The 18899-nt window shown below is 42.3% G+C and carries 21 protein-coding genes; 11 read left to right on the plus strand and 10 right to left on the minus strand.

Annotation, left to right across the window (positions count from 1 at the left end; translation table 11 throughout):
- Positions 1-44 precede the first annotated feature (44 nt).
- On the plus strand, positions 45-1160 hold the full coding sequence (locus PL9631_RS05990; protein WP_083618074.1) for an ABC transporter ATP-binding protein: 1116 nt from the start codon (positions 45-47) through the stop codon (positions 1158-1160).
- A gap of 192 nt (positions 1161-1352) precedes the next feature.
- The gene (locus tag PL9631_RS05995; protein ID WP_083618020.1) at positions 1353-1781 is read left to right on the plus strand and encodes a hypothetical protein; all 429 of its coding nucleotides are present in this window, start codon (positions 1353-1355) and stop codon (positions 1779-1781) included.
- A 44-nt stretch (positions 1782-1825) separates the two neighbouring features.
- On the opposite strand, the gene PL9631_RS06000 is transcribed toward PL9631_RS05995, so the two are convergent.
- Positions 1826-4126 carry a cation:proton antiporter domain-containing protein gene (locus tag PL9631_RS06000; protein WP_083618022.1) on the minus strand — a complete coding sequence of 767 codons (2301 nt, stop codon included), beginning with the start codon at positions 4124-4126 and terminating at the stop codon, positions 1826-1828.
- A gap of 133 nt (positions 4127-4259) precedes the next feature.
- On the opposite strand from PL9631_RS06000, the gene PL9631_RS06005 reads away from it, so the two are divergent.
- A complete protein-coding gene (locus PL9631_RS06005) occupies positions 4260-5126 on the plus strand; it encodes a M23 family metallopeptidase (protein ID WP_083618024.1) in 867 nt (288 codons plus the stop codon).
- A gap of 254 nt (positions 5127-5380) precedes the next feature.
- A complete protein-coding gene (locus PL9631_RS06010) occupies positions 5381-5917 on the plus strand; it encodes a late competence development ComFB family protein (protein WP_083618026.1) in 537 nt (178 codons plus the stop codon).
- Between the two features lie 145 nt (positions 5918-6062).
- On the opposite strand, the gene psb29 is transcribed toward PL9631_RS06010, so the two are convergent.
- Positions 6063-6761, minus strand: a complete 699-nt coding sequence (gene psb29 / locus PL9631_RS06015; RefSeq protein ID WP_083618028.1) for a photosystem II biogenesis protein Psp29 — start codon at positions 6759-6761, stop codon at positions 6063-6065.
- Positions 6762-6870: 109 nt separating this feature from the next.
- Here psb29 and PL9631_RS06020 point away from each other — a divergent pair, with 109 nt between their 5' ends.
- Entirely contained in the window at positions 6871-7488 is a 618-nt protein-coding gene (locus PL9631_RS06020; protein ID WP_083618030.1) for a chromophore lyase CpcT/CpeT, read from the plus strand.
- A 113-nt stretch (positions 7489-7601) separates the two neighbouring features.
- Here the strand turns inward: PL9631_RS06020 and PL9631_RS06025 are convergent, their stop codons facing one another.
- Both PL9631_RS06025 and hemF read right to left on the minus strand, forming a co-directional pair.
- Positions 7602-7964 (minus strand): STAS domain-containing protein, encoded by a 363-nt coding sequence (locus tag PL9631_RS06025; RefSeq protein ID WP_083618031.1) that lies wholly within the window; start codon positions 7962-7964, stop codon positions 7602-7604.
- A 60-nt stretch (positions 7965-8024) separates the two neighbouring features.
- A complete protein-coding gene (hemF, locus tag PL9631_RS06030) occupies positions 8025-9068 on the minus strand; it encodes an oxygen-dependent coproporphyrinogen oxidase (protein ID WP_083618076.1) in 1044 nt (347 codons plus the stop codon).
- Between the two features lie 306 nt (positions 9069-9374).
- Here hemF and PL9631_RS06035 point away from each other — a divergent pair, with 306 nt between their 5' ends.
- Together PL9631_RS06035 and PL9631_RS06040 are read left to right on the plus strand one after the other, a co-directional pair.
- Complete coding sequence (locus tag PL9631_RS06035) at positions 9375-10436, plus strand: Mrp/NBP35 family ATP-binding protein (protein WP_083618033.1); 1062 nt, start codon at positions 9375-9377, stop codon at positions 10434-10436.
- Positions 10437-10791: 355 nt separating this feature from the next.
- Entirely contained in the window at positions 10792-11046 is a 255-nt protein-coding gene (locus tag PL9631_RS06040) for a UPF0175 family protein (protein ID WP_083618035.1), read from the plus strand.
- Positions 11047-11154: 108 nt separating this feature from the next.
- Here PL9631_RS06040 and PL9631_RS06045 read toward each other — a convergent pair whose 3' ends face one another.
- Genes PL9631_RS06045 through PL9631_RS06055 form a run of 3 tightly spaced genes read right to left on the minus strand, consistent with a single transcriptional unit; the run spans position 11155 to position 11974 of the window.
- Positions 11155-11454 carry a helix-turn-helix domain-containing transcriptional regulator gene (locus PL9631_RS06045; RefSeq protein ID WP_083618037.1) on the minus strand — a complete coding sequence of 100 codons (300 nt, stop codon included), beginning with the start codon at positions 11452-11454 and terminating at the stop codon, positions 11155-11157.
- Entirely contained in the window at positions 11441-11785 is a 345-nt protein-coding gene (locus PL9631_RS06050) for a type II toxin-antitoxin system RelE/ParE family toxin (protein WP_083618039.1), read from the minus strand. Before PL9631_RS06050 ends, PL9631_RS06045 begins: the two co-directional genes overlap by 14 nt.
- 21 nt (positions 11786-11806) lie before the next feature.
- On the minus strand, positions 11807-11974 hold the full coding sequence (locus PL9631_RS06055; protein WP_231516652.1) for a hypothetical protein: 168 nt from the start codon (positions 11972-11974) through the stop codon (positions 11807-11809).
- 101 nt (positions 11975-12075) lie between these two features.
- Between PL9631_RS06055 and ndhL the strand changes: the two genes are divergently transcribed.
- From ndhL to trpA, 3 genes are all read left to right on the plus strand, one after another.
- A complete protein-coding gene (gene ndhL, locus PL9631_RS06060; RefSeq protein ID WP_083618041.1) occupies positions 12076-12294 on the plus strand; it encodes an NAD(P)H-quinone oxidoreductase subunit L in 219 nt (72 codons plus the stop codon).
- Positions 12294-12599: a DUF3007 family protein gene (locus tag PL9631_RS06065; protein ID WP_083618043.1), complete on the plus strand. Its 306-nt coding sequence runs from the start codon at positions 12294-12296 to the stop codon at positions 12597-12599. Before ndhL ends, PL9631_RS06065 begins: the two co-directional genes overlap by 1 nt.
- Before the next feature lie 63 nt (positions 12600-12662).
- The gene (gene trpA / locus PL9631_RS06070) at positions 12663-13466 is read left to right on the plus strand and encodes a tryptophan synthase subunit alpha (RefSeq protein WP_083618044.1); all 804 of its coding nucleotides are present in this window, start codon (positions 12663-12665) and stop codon (positions 13464-13466) included.
- 520 nt (positions 13467-13986) lie between these two features.
- On the opposite strand, the gene PL9631_RS06075 is transcribed toward trpA, so the two are convergent.
- The 3 genes from PL9631_RS06075 to PL9631_RS06085 all read right to left on the minus strand — a co-directional run bounded on the left by PL9631_RS06075 (position 13987) and on the right by PL9631_RS06085 (position 17293).
- On the minus strand, positions 13987-15285 hold the full coding sequence (locus tag PL9631_RS06075) for a glutamyl-tRNA reductase (protein WP_083618046.1): 1299 nt from the start codon (positions 15283-15285) through the stop codon (positions 13987-13989).
- Positions 15286-15418: 133 nt separating this feature from the next.
- Entirely contained in the window at positions 15419-16456 is a 1038-nt protein-coding gene (gene glpX / locus PL9631_RS06080) for a class II fructose-bisphosphatase (RefSeq protein ID WP_083618048.1), read from the minus strand.
- A gap of 162 nt (positions 16457-16618) precedes the next feature.
- Complete coding sequence (locus PL9631_RS06085) at positions 16619-17293, minus strand: MBL fold metallo-hydrolase (protein WP_083618050.1); 675 nt, start codon at positions 17291-17293, stop codon at positions 16619-16621.
- Positions 17294-17350: 57 nt separating this feature from the next.
- Between PL9631_RS06085 and PL9631_RS06090 the strand changes: the two genes are divergently transcribed.
- Positions 17351-18823 (plus strand): site-2 protease family protein, encoded by a 1473-nt coding sequence (locus PL9631_RS06090; RefSeq protein WP_083618078.1) that lies wholly within the window; start codon positions 17351-17353, stop codon positions 18821-18823.
- Positions 18824-18899: the final 76 nt, after the last annotated feature.

The following is an 18899-nucleotide window of genomic DNA, read 5'->3' on the forward strand; positions in this document are numbered from 1 at the left end:
CCCCTGCCTCCCCTGCTCCCCCTGCCTCCCCTGCCCCTGATTCCATGAATGCTGCTGTTGAATTATTGAACGTTTCTAAATTATTTAAAGGATTAAATAGCAAGGATTTTTTAGCTGTTAATCAATTGAATTTGCAAATCAAAACCGGGGAATTTTTCTCCTTATTAGGGCCATCTGGTTGCGGAAAAACCACAACATTAAGAATGATTGCTGGATTTGAATATCCCACTTCCGGGGAAATTTTAATTCATCAACAACCGATGAAAAATTATCCTCCCTTTCATCGTCCCGTTAATACCGTATTTCAAAATTATGCCTTATTTCCCCATTTAACTATTGCGGAAAATGTTGCCTTTGGACTAGAAATGGAAAATTTGCCCCGTCCCCAAATTAAGAGTCGAGTTTTAGAAGCATTATCCTTAGTTAAATTAACCGATTTTCAAACTCGTTATCCTCGTCAATTATCCGGTGGACAACAGCAACGGGTCGCTTTAGCTAGAGCATTAGTTAAACAACCAAAAGTATTACTATTTGATGAACCTTTGGGCGCTTTAGATTTAAAACTGCGAAAAGAAATGCAGTTAGAACTCAAAAAAATGCAGAAACAATTAGGGATTACTTTTGTTTATGTGACCCATGATCAAGAAGAAGCTCTAACCCTATCTGATCGCATTGGAATTATGAATCATGGAGAATTATTACAAGTAGGAACCCCCATCGAAATTTATGAATATCCTCAAACTAAATTTGTAGCTGATTTTATTGGAGAAACTAACGTTTTAGCCGCGCGAGTAACCGGGGTTCAAGCACAAACAATTACTGGTTTAATTGATGAACAACTGCCGATTCATCTAATGGTATTTCAACCGATTATAGAAGGACAAATAATTAATTTAATTATCCGTCCAGAGAAAGTAACACTCTATCCTAAGACCCATGAAAATCTAGGAAATTATCAAAATGTACAAACCTGGGAAGGAACAATTGAAGAATCTGTTTATCTAGGAACAGATACCCGTTATGGAGTACGTTTAACGAATAATATTCTAATCATGATTCGCCTACAAAATTGGCATCAAGATGAGTTACAACAATTTAAAATTGGTGATCGCGTTAACGTCGTTATTTCACCTAATAGTATTCGGATAATTGACAATTAAAAACTTGATTATTATACATTTTCGTCGGAAAAAACATTTCAAAATAAAAAAACGCCCATCCTAATGGGCGCTGAATCTGGGTGCAATACTATCAATATTCTAGTACAATATTATAGTCAATTGGAACCCTATTGGACAATGGTTTTTAATAAAAATTAACAATAGTATCTTCTACAATTCTTAATTACTGTTATGACTCCCACATTAATCGGACGGTGGCAAACTCGTCTATTCCTATTTGCAACTATTGGTGTTTTAGTAACCTTAGTCTTTTTGGGGTTAAAAATTAGTGATCAACCGCCATCAATTTACTTTTGGGTTTTAGGATATATTACCTGTTTTGGCTTTATTTGGGACATTCTCTATATTAAAATCCAACAACTTCGTTGGGATCGAGATTGGCCCGGTGCTTTTCAACTCTTAGCCGCAATTTGGGAAGCATTATTTTTATTAATTCTGATCAAAACAATCGGTTTACCCGGTCTTTCTGCTTCAGAATTTAATTTAGGACTATTTGTTTTCCACTATAGTTGTGTTTGGGTTGCTATTTTTATGGCTTCCCAAAGTCTGATCAGAATTTTATTTCCCTACTGGCGTTTTCGAGGCGGACAATTATTTTAGGTTGAGGGTGTATAAGAGCTTTAATATCTTAAAACACCCGCCGATTAACTATCAACTATCTCGATTTCCTTTAAAATTTTCAAGGGAGAAATATTAATGGGAATCATTTCTATCCTGGCTTGGTTTAAATCATGAAAACTCCCACATAATAATAAGCGATCGCCTACTTCTAAATCCAAACCTCGACTCGGCCAGCGATAAAATTTATCCTCTCGACGCAGGGCTTGAACTTGTACCCGAAACCGATTAGCTAAATCTAATTTAGATAAAGATTTACCGATCACCGGACTATTTTCAGGAATATTTAACCATTGACAAGAAATACTTTCCGCCGGAATTGTGACTTCTCCTTTCGCCAATTGATCTAAAGTTTCTAAAGCTGCGGCTTCCCCCACCACTAATAATTTATCATCTTTTTCTAAACGAACTTGACCATCGGGATAATCAATTTCTTCTCCCGTAAACCGTCGAATAGCCATGACACTAATTCCCGTCATCGGACGGATATTGCTTTCTTCTAAAGTCATTCCCATCAAGGGAGAATTCGCAGGTAAAGTATACCATTTACTATTCATTTCTTGAGTAGCTTGCTGTAAATCCCGCGCCACTTCTTGAGCAGATTGTTTCGGGCGAAAATCCGAATACTGACCTTGGCGAATTTTCTGCATTTCCTGTTGAATTTTATCCCCTCCTAACCCCATTTTTGTTAAGACATGAGTGGATAATTCTAAACTGGCTTCAAATTCCGGCTGTACAACTTCTTTTGCTCCTAACTGATAGAGTAACTCAATATCCTTATCCCGATCTGCGATCACAATCACATCTAAATTCGGCGAAAATTCCAATGATCTTTTTAAACATAATCGGGTACTCATGGGGTCAGGAAGGGCGATCGCCATGGATGCAGCCCGATCCACCCCAGCGGCTTCTAAAACGTGCAAACTCGCTGCATTTCCATATAAATAGGGAATCTGACTATTTCTTAATTCCTGCACGGTTTTTTCTGATTGATCGATAACAATAACCGGATAATTATGACTTTGTAAAAGTTTAACTAAATTGCGACCAACTCGACCATATCCGCAAACAATAATATGGTTTTGTTGCGGTAATTCTTCGGAAATATTCGTGATTTTTTGACTGTTTTCTAAAAGGTTAGATAAATCCCATTTTTCCTCAATCCAGTCTAATAATTTCGGGGCAAATTGCAAAATAAACGGGGTAATCATTAAGGTTAAAGCCGTTGTCCCCACAATTAATAAATAAACCCGTCGGGATACTAACCCTAATCCCTGTCCAGCACTGGCTAAAACAAAAGAAAATTCTCCAATTTGAGCGAGTCCTAATCCGGTGATAATTGAAGTTCGCCAAGAATAGCCAAATAGTTTGACAATTGGAATAATAATTAAGGTTTTTCCGGCGACAATGAGCAACATTAAGCCAATAATTAGTTCTAAATGTTCCCAGAGAAACACCGGATCAATTAACATCCCCACCGCGACAAAAAATAAAGCCGCAAAAATATCGCGGATCGGTTCAACATAGGTTAAGGTTTGATCGGCATATTCCACTTCCGAAATCATTAACCCGGCTACAAAAGCCCCCATTTCAATCGAAAATCCTAAATGTTCTGTTAACAGCGCAATTCCTAAACATAGGGCAACAACTCCTAATAAAAATAGTTCTTTACTTTCGGTTTTTGCTAAAAATTGTAATAGTTTAGGAATCACCCAAATTCCCGCAACTACTGCCCCTAATGCAAATAATCCAATTAATAAAAGCGATCGTCCCACCGCTTCAAAAATAACCCCCCCTTGGGGTTGATTTAAAGCCGGTAATACCGCTAACATTAATCCCAAAGCTAAATCCTGTACCACCAAAATCCCCAACATAATCTGTCCTGAAGGAGTCGCCATTTCATTGCGTTCCATCAAACATTTGAGGACAACAGCCGTTGAAGATAGGGATAAAATTGCTCCTAAAAATATGCCTTGAATTGGAGAAGTATCCCAACCCAAAATCCCCATAGTTAGGGCGGTAATTAATATCGTAAAGATAATTTGTAACCCGCCGCCACCTAAACTAATCCCTTGGACTTTTTTTAACTCCGCAAAAGAGAATTCTACCCCCAAAGCAAATAGCAGAAATGCCACGCCAAATTGAGCCAGGGTTTCAACTTGGATTAATTCTTTAATCACCCCTAATCCACCCGGGCCAACAATGATCCCGCCAATCAAATATCCTAAAATCGCAGGTTGTCGCAGTAAGGAGGCTAAAAGTCCGCCAACCGTCGCGGCGGCAAGGACAAGGACTAAATCTACAATTAAACGAAAGTCTTCTGGCACAGTTAATTTTAGGCTGAATAAGTAAATGTGAAATTATATTACTAATTCTTAAGATACTAGAATTGTTAAGATTCTGGGATCAGTCCTAAAATTTTAGGGGGATGACCTGTCAACATTGGAGACAAAATAGAACATGAGAATCAGAGTCCCTCGGGGGATCAAATCGTTTGTTTTAGCCCTAATCACCGTTGGGGTAGTTCTTTGCCTTCCCGGACAGGCTGCTCTGGTGCGGGTGAATCCTACCGTCCCAGAGTTAGGAAATACCTTGTCTGTGGTTTTGGATTCCCCTACTTCCCCCGCCCCCACGGTGACTTGGCAGGGCAAAACCTACCCGATGTTTGCCATTGCTCCCAATCGGATGCGGGCTCTATTACCGACGACACCCTTGGATCAGCCGGGGACTAAACCCCTACAAATTAATGATGGGACACAGGTACAGAACTTAGAGGTACAGTTGCGCGATCGCTCCTTTCCTACTCAGTCCATTTGGCTGCCCCCTGATAAAGAAGAACTCAACGGCACGGATCAAGAATTTGATCGGGTGGATGCGTTTAAGGCTCTGGTAACTCCCGAAAAATACTGGAAAGGCCCATTTTTACGCCCCAATGCCGGAGAAATTACTACCATTTATGGCGTCCGTCGTTACTACAATGGAGAATTTGCCGAAGATTATTACCATCGGGGTGTAGATTATGGTGGAGCCATGGGATCGCCAGTGGTCGCCCCGGCAGCGGGACGAGTTGCCCTGGTGGGACGAGAATCTCAAGGCTTTGAAATTCATGGCAATGTCATTGGTTTGGATCACGGTCAAGGGGTGGCTAGTATTTTGATGCACCTCAGCCGCATTGATGTGAAGGAAGGGGATTTTGTCCAACCCGGTCAAGTGATTGGCACGGTGGGATCATCGGGGGCATCAACGGGGCCCCATCTGCATTGGGGTCTCTATGTCCAGGGTAAAGCTGTTGATCCGGTTCCCTGGCGATATGCGGCCATTGATTAAGACGATCAACTCCCCTAAATTCACAGAGAAATAGCCACCGGTAAGTATGGTATTATCGGGAGATGTGCCAAAAACTGTAAACTGATCGTGGCTTGGTTTAGGCTAATTCCCTAAGTATTTAAAAATTTAGGTGGCTCTCGTTTTCCCTATCTATGGGGTGACTTCCAGTAGTGAAGATCCCAAAAAGCCTTTTTTTAGGGAATATTGAGGGGCATAGCGGTTAAAAAAACAATGATGCGAAGTGCAACAGCATTATGAGTATTGAAAAGATTGTTGAGCAAGCTTTAGGAGACGGGTATCTGACCCCCTCGATGGAGGCCGAGGTTGGACGAATTTGTAACACCGCTTCAGAACTGTCCATTGAAGAATATATGGCTTTGGATCGGTTGATGGGGGCGTTGTTAACGGGTGAAGTCGTTGTTTTACCCCGCAAACAATTTATTAATGTTATGGAGGAATTAGTCCTCAGTGAAGCGATCGCCCGGGTGGCAGAAATTGAAGAAAACAGCGAACAAACCCTAGATGTGGGAGATATTGCCGCCTATGCCCTCAACCGTCTTCCGCCCCTTTATGCGACGACGGAAGAAGGAGCGCAATTCCAACGTTCAAGGGCTAAAGAAGAACTGCAAGTCCTGATTTCTGGCCAGATCAAAGCGGCGATTGAACGCAACCTCAACCGAGTTGCTCAAAATCAAACTGTTCTCGGAAAGGCTGGCGGCGACACGGTATTAACTCAGGTGAGTGCCTTGTTACAAACCTATGCCCAAAACTACGAACGCACGGGTAGTTAGAACCGTTGATTAAAAATCAGGAATCCCCCGCTTCGCTTTAGGGTACGGCAGGGGATTCCTATTTTGGCGCTTATGGATAGATGCTTTGAATCTCAGCACTAATCAGTCTCACACTCTCTCCAATGGCTTAAAAACCTCAAGGATATCAGGTATCTTGTTGAGAAGTTCCGACGGCTTGGTTGGCACGATTCTCCCGTTTCTTGCGTTCGGCTTGGGTCATTTCTTCCATCATGATCCGAGCTTGAGCCAGTTTTTCCAGATTGCTCCGATACAAATCTAAATCCTTGAGCAGTTTATCTTGGGGTAAGTGGAGGACTTCAGCCAGTTGACCTAGGATTTTTTCCCGGATGGCTTTATCTTGAATCCCTTTGGGATCAGCCTGTTCTAACAGGGTAAATAAACCAATGGCAAATAAACGACTGTATTTGAATTTGGGATTATTGATGATCCCTTGCAAATGCCCTTTTAACTCCTGATCTGACCCCCCATCGATAGGAGACTTTAACCCTTCAATTAGGTTGGGAATCGATAGATTTTGGGCTAAAGCCTGTAAGCGTTCAGCATCACCCCGATATCGTTGCGGGTCATCTTGTTCGGCTTTGATCAGGGCATTATAAATCGATTCTTGATCAGATAGGGGATGATATCCCTGCATGAAGCGATCAAAAGCCGTTACCACACCCAGGGCATAAATGGGGTCATAGCTAAAATCAACATTGACCGAGAGCAAGTGCATTTCCACCATCAACTCCTCAACCACACGACGATAGATCGAGTTGATAGGGCGAGTATGTAGACTGTAAAAAGTACGTTTTGTATCTGAAACCGTGCGGATGTTGTTCACAAGCCAATATTAAAAGGGACTGAATATCATTCTAAATTTTGGCGGTCGGATTTTGAAGTCGAGAATTTAGATTCGGCTATCGTAGAAAAAACTACCACTGAGTATAACCATGGTGATTTCCCCTGAACTGAGGGCTTTGGCCGAATATATGGCTGGAGAGTTTGATAATCAACCCCAGGCTTTGGCCGATCCGGTTTGGTACGTCCATTTGCGTTTATGGCATCGTCCCGTTCCCCCCTCTTGGTTTCCAGAACCCAGTCTGGTACTGTTTGCCGAACAAGCCAATATTGTTAATCTGAATCAACCCTACCGTCCTCGGTTCATTCAGTTGCGCCATAATCCTGATTCCGAGTCCACCTTAGAAGCACAATATTATATGCCCAAGGATATTAAGGCGGTGCAAGGTGCCGGACAAGATCCAGAGCGCCTACGACATCTGGGCGCTGAAGCATTAGAATTTTTGCCCGGTTGCACCCTCAAGATTACCTATCAATGCCTTGGCCCGAATCAATATATTTTCCAAGCCGTGCTGCCGGAAAACCAAGTCTGTTGCTTCAGTTATCAAAACAAAACCTATCAGGTGGAATTGGGGTTTGAAGCTACGGCGGATAGTTTTTTGAGCTATGACAAAGGCATTGACCCGGACACGGGAAAGCCATTATGGGGAGCCCTGTTGGGGCCCTTTAAATTTCAAAAACGCCGTGGTTTTGTGCCAATGTTGCCTTAAAATTCAACTTAAACCCCAAAAACTATTGGTCAGCCCCGGTTGGAGACGCGCCTAAGCCCATCTCCACAACCGAAAGGCGACCTTTGGGGTGAGGAACCCAGGATATTTTGACTTCAAATGGCTCTTACCCCACCTTCAAGAGCTTCTTCTTCCGTCTCAAAAATTTCAAATACAGAATCCATCATGGTCACCTCAAACACCAACTTGGCCTCGGGATGAACATTACAAATTCGGAAGCTGCCCTTCACTTTGTCAGCATCTCGCATTCCGGCAACCAGTGAAGTCAGACCTGAACTATCAATAAAGTTCACTTGACCTAGATTTACCACGACATGGCGACTCAATTTAGATATACATTCCTGCAACTTGAGGCGGAATTGCCAAGCTGTTGTGATGTCTAGGCGTCCTGTTGGTGCCAAGACAATGACCTTTGTGCCATCCTGGGTCGTATGTTCTTTTTGATCGATATGAATCACTGACCGTCCCCTCGGAATTTTTGATATTGCTTTGGTTGCTTATCTGATCTGTAGTTTAACTTAGACCTGTGAGTTGGGATCAGTCCAGTTCGCCCAATCTTGAGGCTTCAAGAAAGTCTCATACAGTTCTGCTTCTGGAGTCCCTGGTTTTGGCTCATAGCCATATTCCCATCGTACCAGAGGCGGTAAAGACATGAGAATCGACTCAGTGCGACCATTGGTTTGTAAGCCAAAAATCGTTCCCCGATCGTAAACCAAATTGAATTCCACATATCGACCCCGCCGATATAATTGGAACTGCCGTTCTCGATCTCCATAGTCATGAGAACGCCTGCGTTCTACAATCGGCCCATAAGCTGATAGAAAAGCTCCTCCACAGTCTTGTGCAAAACTGAACAAAGAGTCCCAATCTTTCGGATCAGGGGTTCCCACCTTATCACTATACAGGGCGGCTGCCCCTTTCGGATCGGGGCCTTTATAGAGTTGGCTTTGTCCATCTTGATAGTCAAAAAAGATGCCGCCTACCCCCCGGGTTTCTTGCCGATGTTTGAGATAGAAATATTCATCGCACCAAGATTTAAATACAGGATAATAGTGTGGATCGTGGCGATCGCAAGTTTCTTTTAAGGTTTGATGGAAATGGTGGGCATCTTCGGCAAAGGGATAATAGGGAGTTAAATCGATACCGCCCCCAAACCACCACACGGGCCCGGCTTCAAAATAACGATAATTGAGGTGTACCGTGGGAATATAGGGATTGCGAGGATGCAAGACCATGGAAGTTCCCGTGGCATAAAATCCATATCCGGCGGCTTCTGGACGTTGGGCCAGAATCGAGGGGGGCAATGTTTCGCCCCAAACCTCGGAGAAGTTCACCCCGCCTTGTTCAAATACGTCGCCCTCGCGGATCACACGAGTTCGACCTCCACCGCCTTCGGGACGCTCCCAAGCGTCTTCTCTAAACTTGCCCAGGCCATCAAGCTGTTCCAAGCCTTGACAAATTTCATCCTGGAGTTGTTTCATAAACTGACTGACACGGGTTTGAGAGTCAGTCACAGGGATCAAGTGGGGCGTAGTAGTTTCCGATACCTGAGAAGCGGTCATAATTTTTTTTAACCTATTTTTTTGTTGGGCACACAATCGGTTGTAATCTGCAAGAGCGTTATGATCATGTCTGTAATGTGTCCCTTGAGTCAAGTGGCTAATGGGACACATTACAGTCAAACCTTGATAACTTAAATCTTGTTTACCTTGATTTTAAGTTAGTTTAAGTAGGTTTAAGACTAATTATCAAAATATTAACACCCGTTGAATGACTCAATTCTTTGATAATTAAAAGGGGGAATAGAGTTTGTTTCCCCTAAAATAGCCCTTCGTCCATCCCTCAAACGGGGAACACTTTGATCCAATATGCTTGATATCAATACCGTATTAGAGGTGTTACGACCTGTACAAGACCCCGAACTTCAAAAGAGTTTGGTGGAGTTAAACATGATTCGTAACCTTAAAATCCAAGGGGGTGAGGTGAGTTTTACCTTAGTCCTCACCACTCCCGCCTGTCCCCTACGGGAATTTATTGTTGAAGATTGTCAAAAAGCCGTTAAACAGCTTCCCGGGGTGGAAAATGTTGTTGTTGATGTTACGGCCGAAACCCCTCAACAAAAGGCTTTGCCAGACCGTCAAGGCATTGCCGGGGTGAAAAATATTCTGGCTATTTCTAGTGGCAAAGGGGGCGTGGGAAAAAGTACCGTGGCGGTGAATGTGGCCGTGGCTTTGGCTAAAATGGGGGCTAAAGTCGGGTTAATTGATGCGGATATCTATGGGCCGAATGACCCTACAATGTTAGGGTTGGCTGATGCTCAAGTGATGGTACAGCAAAGTCCTCAGGGAGAAATCCTAGAACCCGCTTTTAACCATGGGGTGAAGTTGGTTTCCATGGCGTTTTTGATCGATAAAGATCAACCTGTAATTTGGCGCGGCCCGATGTTAAATGGGGTTATTCGTCAATTTCTCTATCAGGTCAATTGGGGTGAGTTAGACTATCTACTGGTGGATATGCCGCCAGGTACTGGAGATGCTCAATTAACCATGGCTCAAGCTGTTCCTATGTCCGGGGTTGTGATCGTGACAACGCCGCAGTTAGTGTCCCTGCTAGACTCCCGTAAGGGGTTAAAAATGTTCCAACAGTTGGGGGTTTCGGTGTTGGGAATTGTGGAAAATATGAGTTATTTTATCCCTCCCGATGCCCCGGAGAAAAAATACGACATTTTTGGTTCTGGCGGCGGGGCAAAAACTGCCCAGGAGTTAGGTGTTCCTTTACTCGGGTCTATTCCTTTAGAAATGCCCGTCCGAGAAGGGGGAGACACGGGGGTTCCCATTGTGATTTCCGCTCCTAATTCAGCGGCTGCTTTAGAGTTAACTGCGATCGCCAAACGCATCGCAGGAAAAGTCTCTGTTTTCGCCTTAACTTAGGGTTTGATTGTTAACAAATAGGGGTGAGGCGACCCCTATTGATGTTAACTTAAGCCAAAAAATGCTGATTACAGCCGAGAGTAGATCTCCCTAAATAGTTTTTAACAAGGGGGACTTTGCTCCCCCCTGAATTTCAATAAATCCGCAAGTGATACATTCTTCTTTAATTGTAATTCAAATACCCAAGACAGATTAAAACATACATCAACAAATATTAATAAAGCAGTTGGATATAATTTTACTAAATTGATCATAATCTTCTTTGGTAAATAATCTTAACGTTATTACAACCTATTCCTTCACCCTAGAGATTATACTATAATTAAATAGATTACCCCTAAAATCTATTAGAGTTATGACGATCATACCCATTGAACTCCCGCAAACTGTATTTTCTGCACTCCGTAAGAATCCCGATGAATTTATTCGCGAGATGCGAATAGCAGTGGCAATAAAATGGTACGAATTAGGAGAAGTTTCTCAAGGAAAAGCTGCTGAAATTGCTGGCTTAACTCGAACTGAATTTATCAATGCTTTGTCTCGTTATCGAGTTGATTTTATGCAATATTCTGCGGAAGAACTTGCTGAGGAATTAGCCAATGTTGATTAAGCGAGTTGTGATTAATGCTTCTCCGTCTTTGCGTGATGCAGGTTTATGGTTATCCGATAGTTTAGTACATCTCCTCAAAGAACAAGCAGGTGAGTAACTTTTTAAAGATTAGTTTTTAACTGTAACAGTTAATTTTAACCCTAACGCATTTAACCACAGTCCTAATAAATAAATTTCTCGACTTCCTTCAACGGATAAGAAATAATTTAATTTCTCTAAATGAAGTTTAGCCTGTTCTTCAGACATTCTTTCTTCCCCCAGTGCTTCTGCAACATCTTGAAGCGCGTGTTTCAAAAGTTCGGGTTCAGGATCTTTTTCTTCTAAAATAGCATCAATATAGGCAGCCGCATGAATCGGATCTTTAAGGGCTAAAATCAGAGAGTCTTGATAATTATCACTGGTCAGCATTTTCTCGTCTCCTGTAGTCTTTCCAATATTCTATAGCTCGACAAATATCTTGACTTTGAGATCGTTTATCACCCCCACATAATAGTATTACCATCGTTGAACCGATTTGTCCAAAGTAGATTCTATATCCAGGGCCATAATCAATTTTTAATTCCCAAACTCCCTCACCCACGGAACGATAATTCCCTAAGTTACCTTCCCTAACCCGCTTTAACCGGGCTTCAATTTTTGTGATTGTTTTCAAATCCCGAAAGGAAGTCAGCCATTCAGCAAAAGGAATTCTACCCTCTATTGTAATGTAACGCCGAATCTCTCTAGGTTGTACTGTCATGGATTAATAAAAATGCAAGAATTATTCTTCAACCGTAACCGTCAATTTTAACCCTAACGTATTTAACCACAACCCTAATAAATAAATTTCTCGACTTCCCTTAACAGATAAGTAATGATTTAATTTCTTTAAATGAAGTATTGTAACAAAACCTTGAAGCAGAGGAGTCGGAGGAAAGGTCACACCCATTTTTGGAGAAAATCAAACAGCCCTGTCCCGATTCCTGCCACTGGGTGCTATAGTTTAAAATTGTCTGATGTTAAGTGGCTGTTTATTTTTAAACCCGAATTATGCTACTGATTACCCTATTACTCTACGCCGCTTTAGCGGGTGCTTATTTGTTAGTGCTTCCGGCTGCCTTATATGCCTATATGAATGCTCGTTGGTATGTGGCCAGTTCTTTTGAACGGGCATTTATGTACTTTTTAGTCTTCTTCTTTTTCCCCGGATTAATTCTTCTGGCTCCCTTCTTGAATTTCCGTCCTCAACCTAGAAAAATTGCCACCTAATGCGACGAATTGATGTTATTGCTATTGGAGTGCTCGTCTTTTTGACAGGTGGATCGATCTACCTAATTTTACAATGGGCGGGTCTGAATAGCTTTGATGCTGGCATCTGGAGTCAAACTTTTTTAGTAGGTGGTTTATTTATTTGGTTACTTACTTATTTATTCCGAGTGGGAAGTCGAAATATGACCTATAACCAACAACTGAAAAACTATGAAGATGCCGTTTTTCAAAAACGACTGGAAGAAATGACTCCAGAAGAAATTGCTCAATTGCAAGCGGAAGTTGAAGCAGAAAAAAATAATTGAGACTTTTACTTTTTTCTGCTTAATTATTGGATAATAAGTTAGTCTATTTGAGTTTAATTTTAAATGATTTCTGTTTCTCAATGCTTTGAATCTTTAAGAACTTCGGACAAAAAAAACTGTGCTTTAATTCCTTTTATTACCGCCGGTGATCCGAACTTAGAAACAACCGCAAAAGCCTTACAAATTCTGGATCAAAATGGGGCGGATTTGATTGAGTTGGGGGTTCCTTATTCTGACCCCTTAGCCGATGGCCCGGTAATTCAAGCCGCAGCTACTCGCGCTTTACAAAAGGGAACTCGTTTAGATCAAGTATTAGAAATGGTGGCAACGGTTAGCCCAACGTTGAAAGCCCCAATTATTTTATTTACTTACTATAATCCCATTTTACATCGAGGGATTAAACCATTTTTAGAACAGATTTATCAAGCCGGGGCTAGGGGTTTAGTTGTCCCAGATTTACCCTTGGAAGAAGCGGAAACTTTATTGGAACCCGCTCGTCAAATTGGCATAGAAGTGACGTTGTTAGTGGCGCCAACCAGTCCTAAAGAACGGATTGAGTTAATCGCCCGTCAGTCCCAGGGGTTCATTTATTTGGTTAGTGTTACCGGGGTCACGGGGATGCGTACCCAAGTCCAAACCCGGGTTGAAGATATCCTCAAGGAAATGCGAGGTCTAACGGATAAACCCATTGGGGTTGGGTTCGGGATTTCTCAACCGGAACAGGCGACCCAAATGCGAGACTGGGGTGCAGATGCGGTGATTGTCGGGAGTGCTTTTGTGAAACGATTGGCGGAAGGGACGCCGGAACAAGGGTTGGCGGATATTGGTCAGTTTTGTCAATCCCTAAAATCGGCAATTCAACACTAAAATACAGGACTTGCCATACAAGTCCCCCGTTTGGGTATCAAATGTAACTATTTCCCTAATTTTTAAAGGACGATGTAGCCTGTTAAACAATTTTTGTGTATAATTTCTTTAGTTGAGTGTGTCTGTGATCAATTCACACTTCAGTCTATTTAATCTTTAGAACTTCCAGGGTCAGAACACTCGGTTGGTTTTTTGGGGTTTCACTGAAAGAAAGCAAGAACGCTGGAGGTATGGTGCTCCCATAAACACATTACCTCCAGCTCCTTGAAACCCTCGTAATGTGCCTTTCTGTTTATTATTATTGCAACGTTGCTAAGGGATTGCAAGAGGTCTTTTGCAATCACCCACTTTTAAGGTTACATGGGTCTGTAAGTCTCTTGGTAAGAGGGTTGTTGGGCTTTAGTCCTCAAGATTGCGCTGAAGCGCAACAACGGCGCAACAACGAAAAGACGCGGCCATCAGTAATAGTTATTGATGACCGCGTTATTAGTGGTAAAAATTCAGGAAAAACAGAACAAACCTAACTGTATTGCTGACCCGAATTTTTTTCCGGTTCTAAATTGAATAGGGTTTGTAGGGTTTGCATGGCGCGACGTCGGGCTTCTATGTCCTGTTGGGCGCGCAGTTGTACCATGGGGTCATGGAGAATTTTATTTACAATACCCCGGGTTAGGGCTTCAATCACTTCTTGATGTTTGTCAGCGAATTCTGAACCTAGACGAGATAGGGCTTTTTCTAATTCCTGTTCTCGAATGGTTTCAATTTTATCGCGTAAACAATTAATCACTGGAACAGTTTCTAAGCTGCGCCACCAGACCTCAAAGGCTTGGACTTCTTCTTCTAATAAAACTTCGGCTTCCTGTGCCATTTTACGACGACTTTCGTGGTTTTGGGCTACAACTGCTTTTAAATCATCGACGTTATAGGCTTGAACATTGGCTAATTCCTTGACATCGGTAGCGATATTCCGAGGAACAGAAATATCCACTAACATTAGGGGTTGAGATGGGGTTAAAATCGTTTCTAATTTAGCTCGGTCTATAATGGGTTCGGTCGCCGAGGTACTGGTAAATACAATATCAGAATTCGCCATCACAGACATCATTTCCGACATGGTATAAATTCGTAAATCAGCATCGGGAAATTGATTTGCTAATTCTTTAGCCCGTCCTAATGTCCGATTGAGAATAGAGATTTGGTTTGCACCTTTAGAGATTAAATGCTGAACCAATAGGCGAGACATTTTGCCCGCACCTAAAATGGCAACTCGATAATTACTTAAGTTCTGGACTTTCATCTGAACTAATTCGACCGCAGCCGAACTAATAGAAACTGCTCCCGTGCCAATGCTGGTTTCGGTTCTGACCCGTTTCCCAGCTGTTAAGGCTTGGGTAAATAAACGGTTTAGAATGCGACTAATTCCTTTATGTTGTTGGCTTAATTTATGGGTTTGTTTAACCTGGGATAAAATTTGTCCTTCCCCTAGAACTAAACTATCTAACCCGGCGGCGACCCTCATTAAGTGCATGATGGCATCATCATGAATCAGGGTAAATAAATGGGGGCGTAATTGTTGTAAAGGTAATTTACTTTTTTCTGATAAAAATTGGGTAACTTCCCGAATTCCCGGTTGAGTTTCTGTTGCTACTAAATAAATTTCTAAGCGGTTACAGGTGCTAAGAATCGCAACTTCTTCGATATGGGGATAACTTAATAAATGAGCGATCGCAGCCTCTAATTGAGGTTCGGGAATACTCAATTTTTCACGCACCTCAACGGGGGCAGTCTTATGACTTAGACCGACAACAGCAATATTCATACAACAGTTGTTATAAATATGGTTTCAAAAATCAGTAATCAGTAATCAGTAATCAGTAAATCGCTAATAGTTTTCCAGTGTTAGTTAAAAAACCCAAACCAAAAACTGATGACTGATTACTGATGCTTAAATTTTAGTGCAACTGAATATTTTTGGGTTGGCCAAACATATGAACAGTATCGACAAAACGAGCAGTTTTAGACAGAGAAGAAATAACTAAACTTTGAGTCCGAGCACCACCACTAAAGAAGCGCACGCCTTGCATCAAAGTACCTGGTGTGATCCCACAAGCCGCAAACAACACCGTTTCACCGGAGGCTAATTCATGGGCATCATAGACCTTATCAGCATCATTGATTCCCATTTCTTTGAGGCGATTCAGATTACCTTCTCTGCTTTCCCCAATCAATCCGGTTTTCACCACTTCGGGATCATAGATTAACTGACCTTGGAAGTGACCGCCTAAAGCGCGCATGGCCGCAGCAGAAATTACCCCTTCTGGTGCAGCGCCAATGCCCATGAGTGCGTGAATATTGGTTCCCGAAAATGCACAGGAAATGGCAGCCGAAACGTCTCCATCACTGATCAAACGCACCCGTGCGCCTGCGGCCCGAATTTCATTGATCAGTTCTTTGTGGCGGGGACGATCCATCACCACCACCACTAAGTCCTCAATGGAGCGGTTCATGCAGTCGGAAAGAATTTTCAGGTTTTCGGTGGCGGATTTGTTAATATCAACATGATTCTTAGCCACCGCAGGAGCCGCTAATTTCTTCATGTAGAAATCAGGAGCCGCAAACAGACCGCCTTTTTCAGAAATTGCTAAGACGGCCATGGAGCCATTTTGACCATAGGCGACTAAGTTAGTTCCTTCGCAGGGGTCAACGGCGATATCAATTTCCAGCAGTTCGTCGGGGTTACAGAATTTAGCTGCATCCTCTTGGGTACAAATCCCGACTTCCTCACCAATATAAAGCATGGGGGCTTCGTCTCTTTCCCCTTCCCCAATCACGATCCGTCCTCTCATGTGAATTTGGTTCATGCGTTTACGCATGGCTTCCACGGCCACATGGTCGGCTTCATTTTTGTCGCCTTTACCCATCAAACGAGCCGATGCGATCGCAGCTTGCTCGACGACTTCAATAATCTCTAACCCAATAACATTATCCACAGAATTATTTCCTCCCAAGAACTGAGATTGCCGAATTATTAGACACTCCCAGTGTTTTAGTCTATCAGAGGGGGGATGCGGTTTTCATTTGGGGGAGTTTAGTTTTTGTTAATTTTTACTGCGAGTCAGGGGAGTCAGCATCTATAGTAAATGTCCTGTGGACTAAAAAATCGCTTCGGTCAACCAACAGGCTTCTAAATCCAGAACTGCCAATTTGTCGTAAGCCTGATTAATCAAACGTTCTCCCCGTAAGGCTCCGGTATTGGCCCCCGGACAAATATAGTTGAGGCTATCGGAATTAAAGCGCTCCAAGATTAACCGAACACTGTTTAATTGTCGGGGCCAATGGAAGGTTTTGGCGGTGCGTAGGGGAACCGGTTGACCTTGGAGATTGGGTAATAGATGGCGTCCGGTGAACAATACCCCCCCATGCCCACTAAAATAAAGGCAGGATGAACCCGGGGAATGTCCGGGTGTCCAAAAAACTGAACTCAGGGAACTCAATTTTAACTCAGTCTCAAAGGCCGTTAGGTTGGACTCCGGTAGTAAATAGGCTTCTTGTTCTTGGATCAGAATATTGCATCCTAGGGTTTTTTGAATTTCTCGGGATGAGCCAATGGCCGCCCGATGGGTAATGAATAACCACTGAACGCCCCCTAACTGCTCGATAAACTGCTGATTAGTTGGATTCCAAGGAGGAGCATCGATCAAGATGTTCATCTGGTTTTCTACCACGAAATAGGCTGTTCCGCCCAAGGTTTCCCGGTTGGGTGGGAAAGCATAAATATTTTCCAGCACTTGCCGGGGCGGTTTGGGGACAGAAAGCTCCTGTAACATATTATTAGATTAATTTTTAGGGTGCAATTGTCGATTTTAACTGAATTAAAACTACCAATGATCATGTTATTTTGGTTACTAATTTTAGGGTTAATGACCTACTGGCTTCTACAAAGGGGTGTGGCTCAAATTACCCGGACTCCGGTTTGGTTGCTGTGGTTGGTGATGATGACTCCGGCGTTCATTTGGGGGACTTGGATTTGGATCTATGATCAAAAACCAATTCCCGCCGGGTTAGTGATTATTCCCTTTATTGTTTGTCCCTGTTTATATTGGTTTTTGGTGCAATGGGGGCGTCTTCCTCCGCCATCACCGGAATCAGATATTGCTACTCCCACAAACTCGATTCTTCCCCTAGAAAAACCCAGTTTACCTCGCCCACTGGATCAACAGGAAGAAGACATTCTTCGCAGTTGTTTTCCTTGGACGGTGTTTCCTTTACATAATATTGAATATCGCTTACAAGCGGTGATTTGTCGGGGTCAGTTACGGTCTAATCCCGATCAGGCTTATCAAACGATTCGAGATAATATTCAGGCTAAATTTAGCGATCGCTTTTTAATTGCATTTCAACAGGATCTTCAAGATAAACCGTTTTTTGCTTTAGTCCCTAATCCCTCTCAGAAAAAAGCTGATTCGCTTCAATCCGAACCCTTAACTCGTCCTATTTTGGCTTTATCTTTATTTGTAATTACTTTCTTTACAACAACAACTGCGGGTGTGGAAATGGCAGATATTTCTCTGGATGCTTGGCAAGATAACCCAGGTTTATTATTGGCAGGATTACCCTATAGTATAGCTTTAATGGCGATTCTGAGTATTTATGTATCGGCTCATTATTTAATGGCTCGTTGGTATAAAATTAAGGCGACTTTACCTTATTTTATCCCGATTCCTTTTTGGTTAGGAACTTTAGGTGCTTTTATTCAGATGCGATCGCCTTTTCCCCATCGCCAAGCATTATTTGATATTAGCATTGTTAGAGTTTTAGCGGGATTTATCATGAGCTTACCGCTATTAATTTGGGGGTTAAGTCAGTCAACGGTTGTTTCCTTTGATCCGAAAACTTCAGGATTTTTCAATTTTGAATCCTTGAATCCTAGTTTTTCTTTTTTGTTAACCGTATTGAGTAAGTTAATATTAGGTGCGGGGTTAACTGCTGAACACGCAATCCATTTACATCCGGTGGCAATCGTCGGATATTTAGGATTAATGATAACAGCATTTAATTTAATCCCCATCGGACAACTAGATGGCGGTCATATTGTTCATGCTATGTTGGGTCAAAAAACCAGTCTAATTATCGGTCAAGTAGCACGGTTTCTAATCTTAATTTTAGCCTTAATTCACAGTGAATTTATCATCTTAGCCCTATTATTATTCTTTTTTCCCTTACAAGATGAACCCGCCTTAAATGATGTCAGTGAACTGAATAATATTCGAGATGTTATTGGGTTATCAACCTTGGGATTATTATTGTTAATTATACTCCCGATGCCTTCGGTTGTTGCTCAATGGTTGAATTATTAAGTAATGGGTAATACTTCGACTTCGCTCAGTAACAGGGTAATGGGTAATGGGTAATGGGTAATGGGTAATGGGTAAT

This window comes from Planktothrix paucivesiculata PCC 9631, from assembly GCF_900009265.2.
In the GTDB taxonomy this organism is placed as follows: Bacteria; Cyanobacteriota; Cyanobacteriia; order Cyanobacteriales; family Microcoleaceae; genus Planktothrix; species Planktothrix paucivesiculata.

Bases quoted from the DNA above. Each gene is read 5' to 3' on its own strand.
- PL9631_RS05990 (WP_083618074.1), top strand. From the start codon at position 45: ATGAATGCTGCTGTTGAATTATTGAACGTTTCTAAATTATTTAAAGGA.
- PL9631_RS05995 (WP_083618020.1), top strand. From the start codon at position 1,353: ATGACTCCCACATTAATCGGACGGTGGCAAACTCGTCTATTCCTATTT.
- PL9631_RS06005 (WP_083618024.1), top strand. From the start codon at position 4,260: ATGAGAATCAGAGTCCCTCGGGGGATCAAATCGTTTGTTTTAGCCCTA.
- PL9631_RS06010 (WP_083618026.1), top strand. From the start codon at position 5,381: ATGAGTATTGAAAAGATTGTTGAGCAAGCTTTAGGAGACGGGTATCTG.
- PL9631_RS06020 (WP_083618030.1), top strand. From the start codon at position 6,871: ATGGTGATTTCCCCTGAACTGAGGGCTTTGGCCGAATATATGGCTGGA.
- hemF (WP_083618076.1), bottom strand. From the start codon at position 9,068: ATGACCGCTTCTCAGGTATCGGAAACTACTACGCCCCACTTGATCCCT.
- PL9631_RS06035 (WP_083618033.1), top strand. From the start codon at position 9,375: ATGCTTGATATCAATACCGTATTAGAGGTGTTACGACCTGTACAAGAC.
- PL9631_RS06040 (WP_083618035.1), top strand. From the start codon at position 10,792: ATGACGATCATACCCATTGAACTCCCGCAAACTGTATTTTCTGCACTC.
- PL9631_RS06045 (WP_083618037.1), bottom strand. From the start codon at position 11,454: ATGCTGACCAGTGATAATTATCAAGACTCTCTGATTTTAGCCCTTAAA.
- PL9631_RS06050 (WP_083618039.1), bottom strand. From the start codon at position 11,785: ATGACAGTACAACCTAGAGAGATTCGGCGTTACATTACAATAGAGGGT.
- PL9631_RS06055 (WP_231516652.1), bottom strand. From the start codon at position 11,974: ATGGGTGTGACCTTTCCTCCGACTCCTCTGCTTCAAGGTTTTGTTACA.
- ndhL (WP_083618041.1), top strand. From the start codon at position 12,076: ATGCTACTGATTACCCTATTACTCTACGCCGCTTTAGCGGGTGCTTAT.
- PL9631_RS06065 (WP_083618043.1), top strand. From the start codon at position 12,294: ATGCGACGAATTGATGTTATTGCTATTGGAGTGCTCGTCTTTTTGACA.
- trpA (WP_083618044.1), top strand. From the start codon at position 12,663: ATGATTTCTGTTTCTCAATGCTTTGAATCTTTAAGAACTTCGGACAAA.
- PL9631_RS06075 (WP_083618046.1), bottom strand. From the start codon at position 15,285: ATGAATATTGCTGTTGTCGGTCTAAGTCATAAGACTGCCCCCGTTGAG.
- PL9631_RS06085 (WP_083618050.1), bottom strand. From the start codon at position 17,293: ATGTTACAGGAGCTTTCTGTCCCCAAACCGCCCCGGCAAGTGCTGGAA.
- PL9631_RS06090 (WP_083618078.1), top strand. From the start codon at position 17,351: ATGATCATGTTATTTTGGTTACTAATTTTAGGGTTAATGACCTACTGG.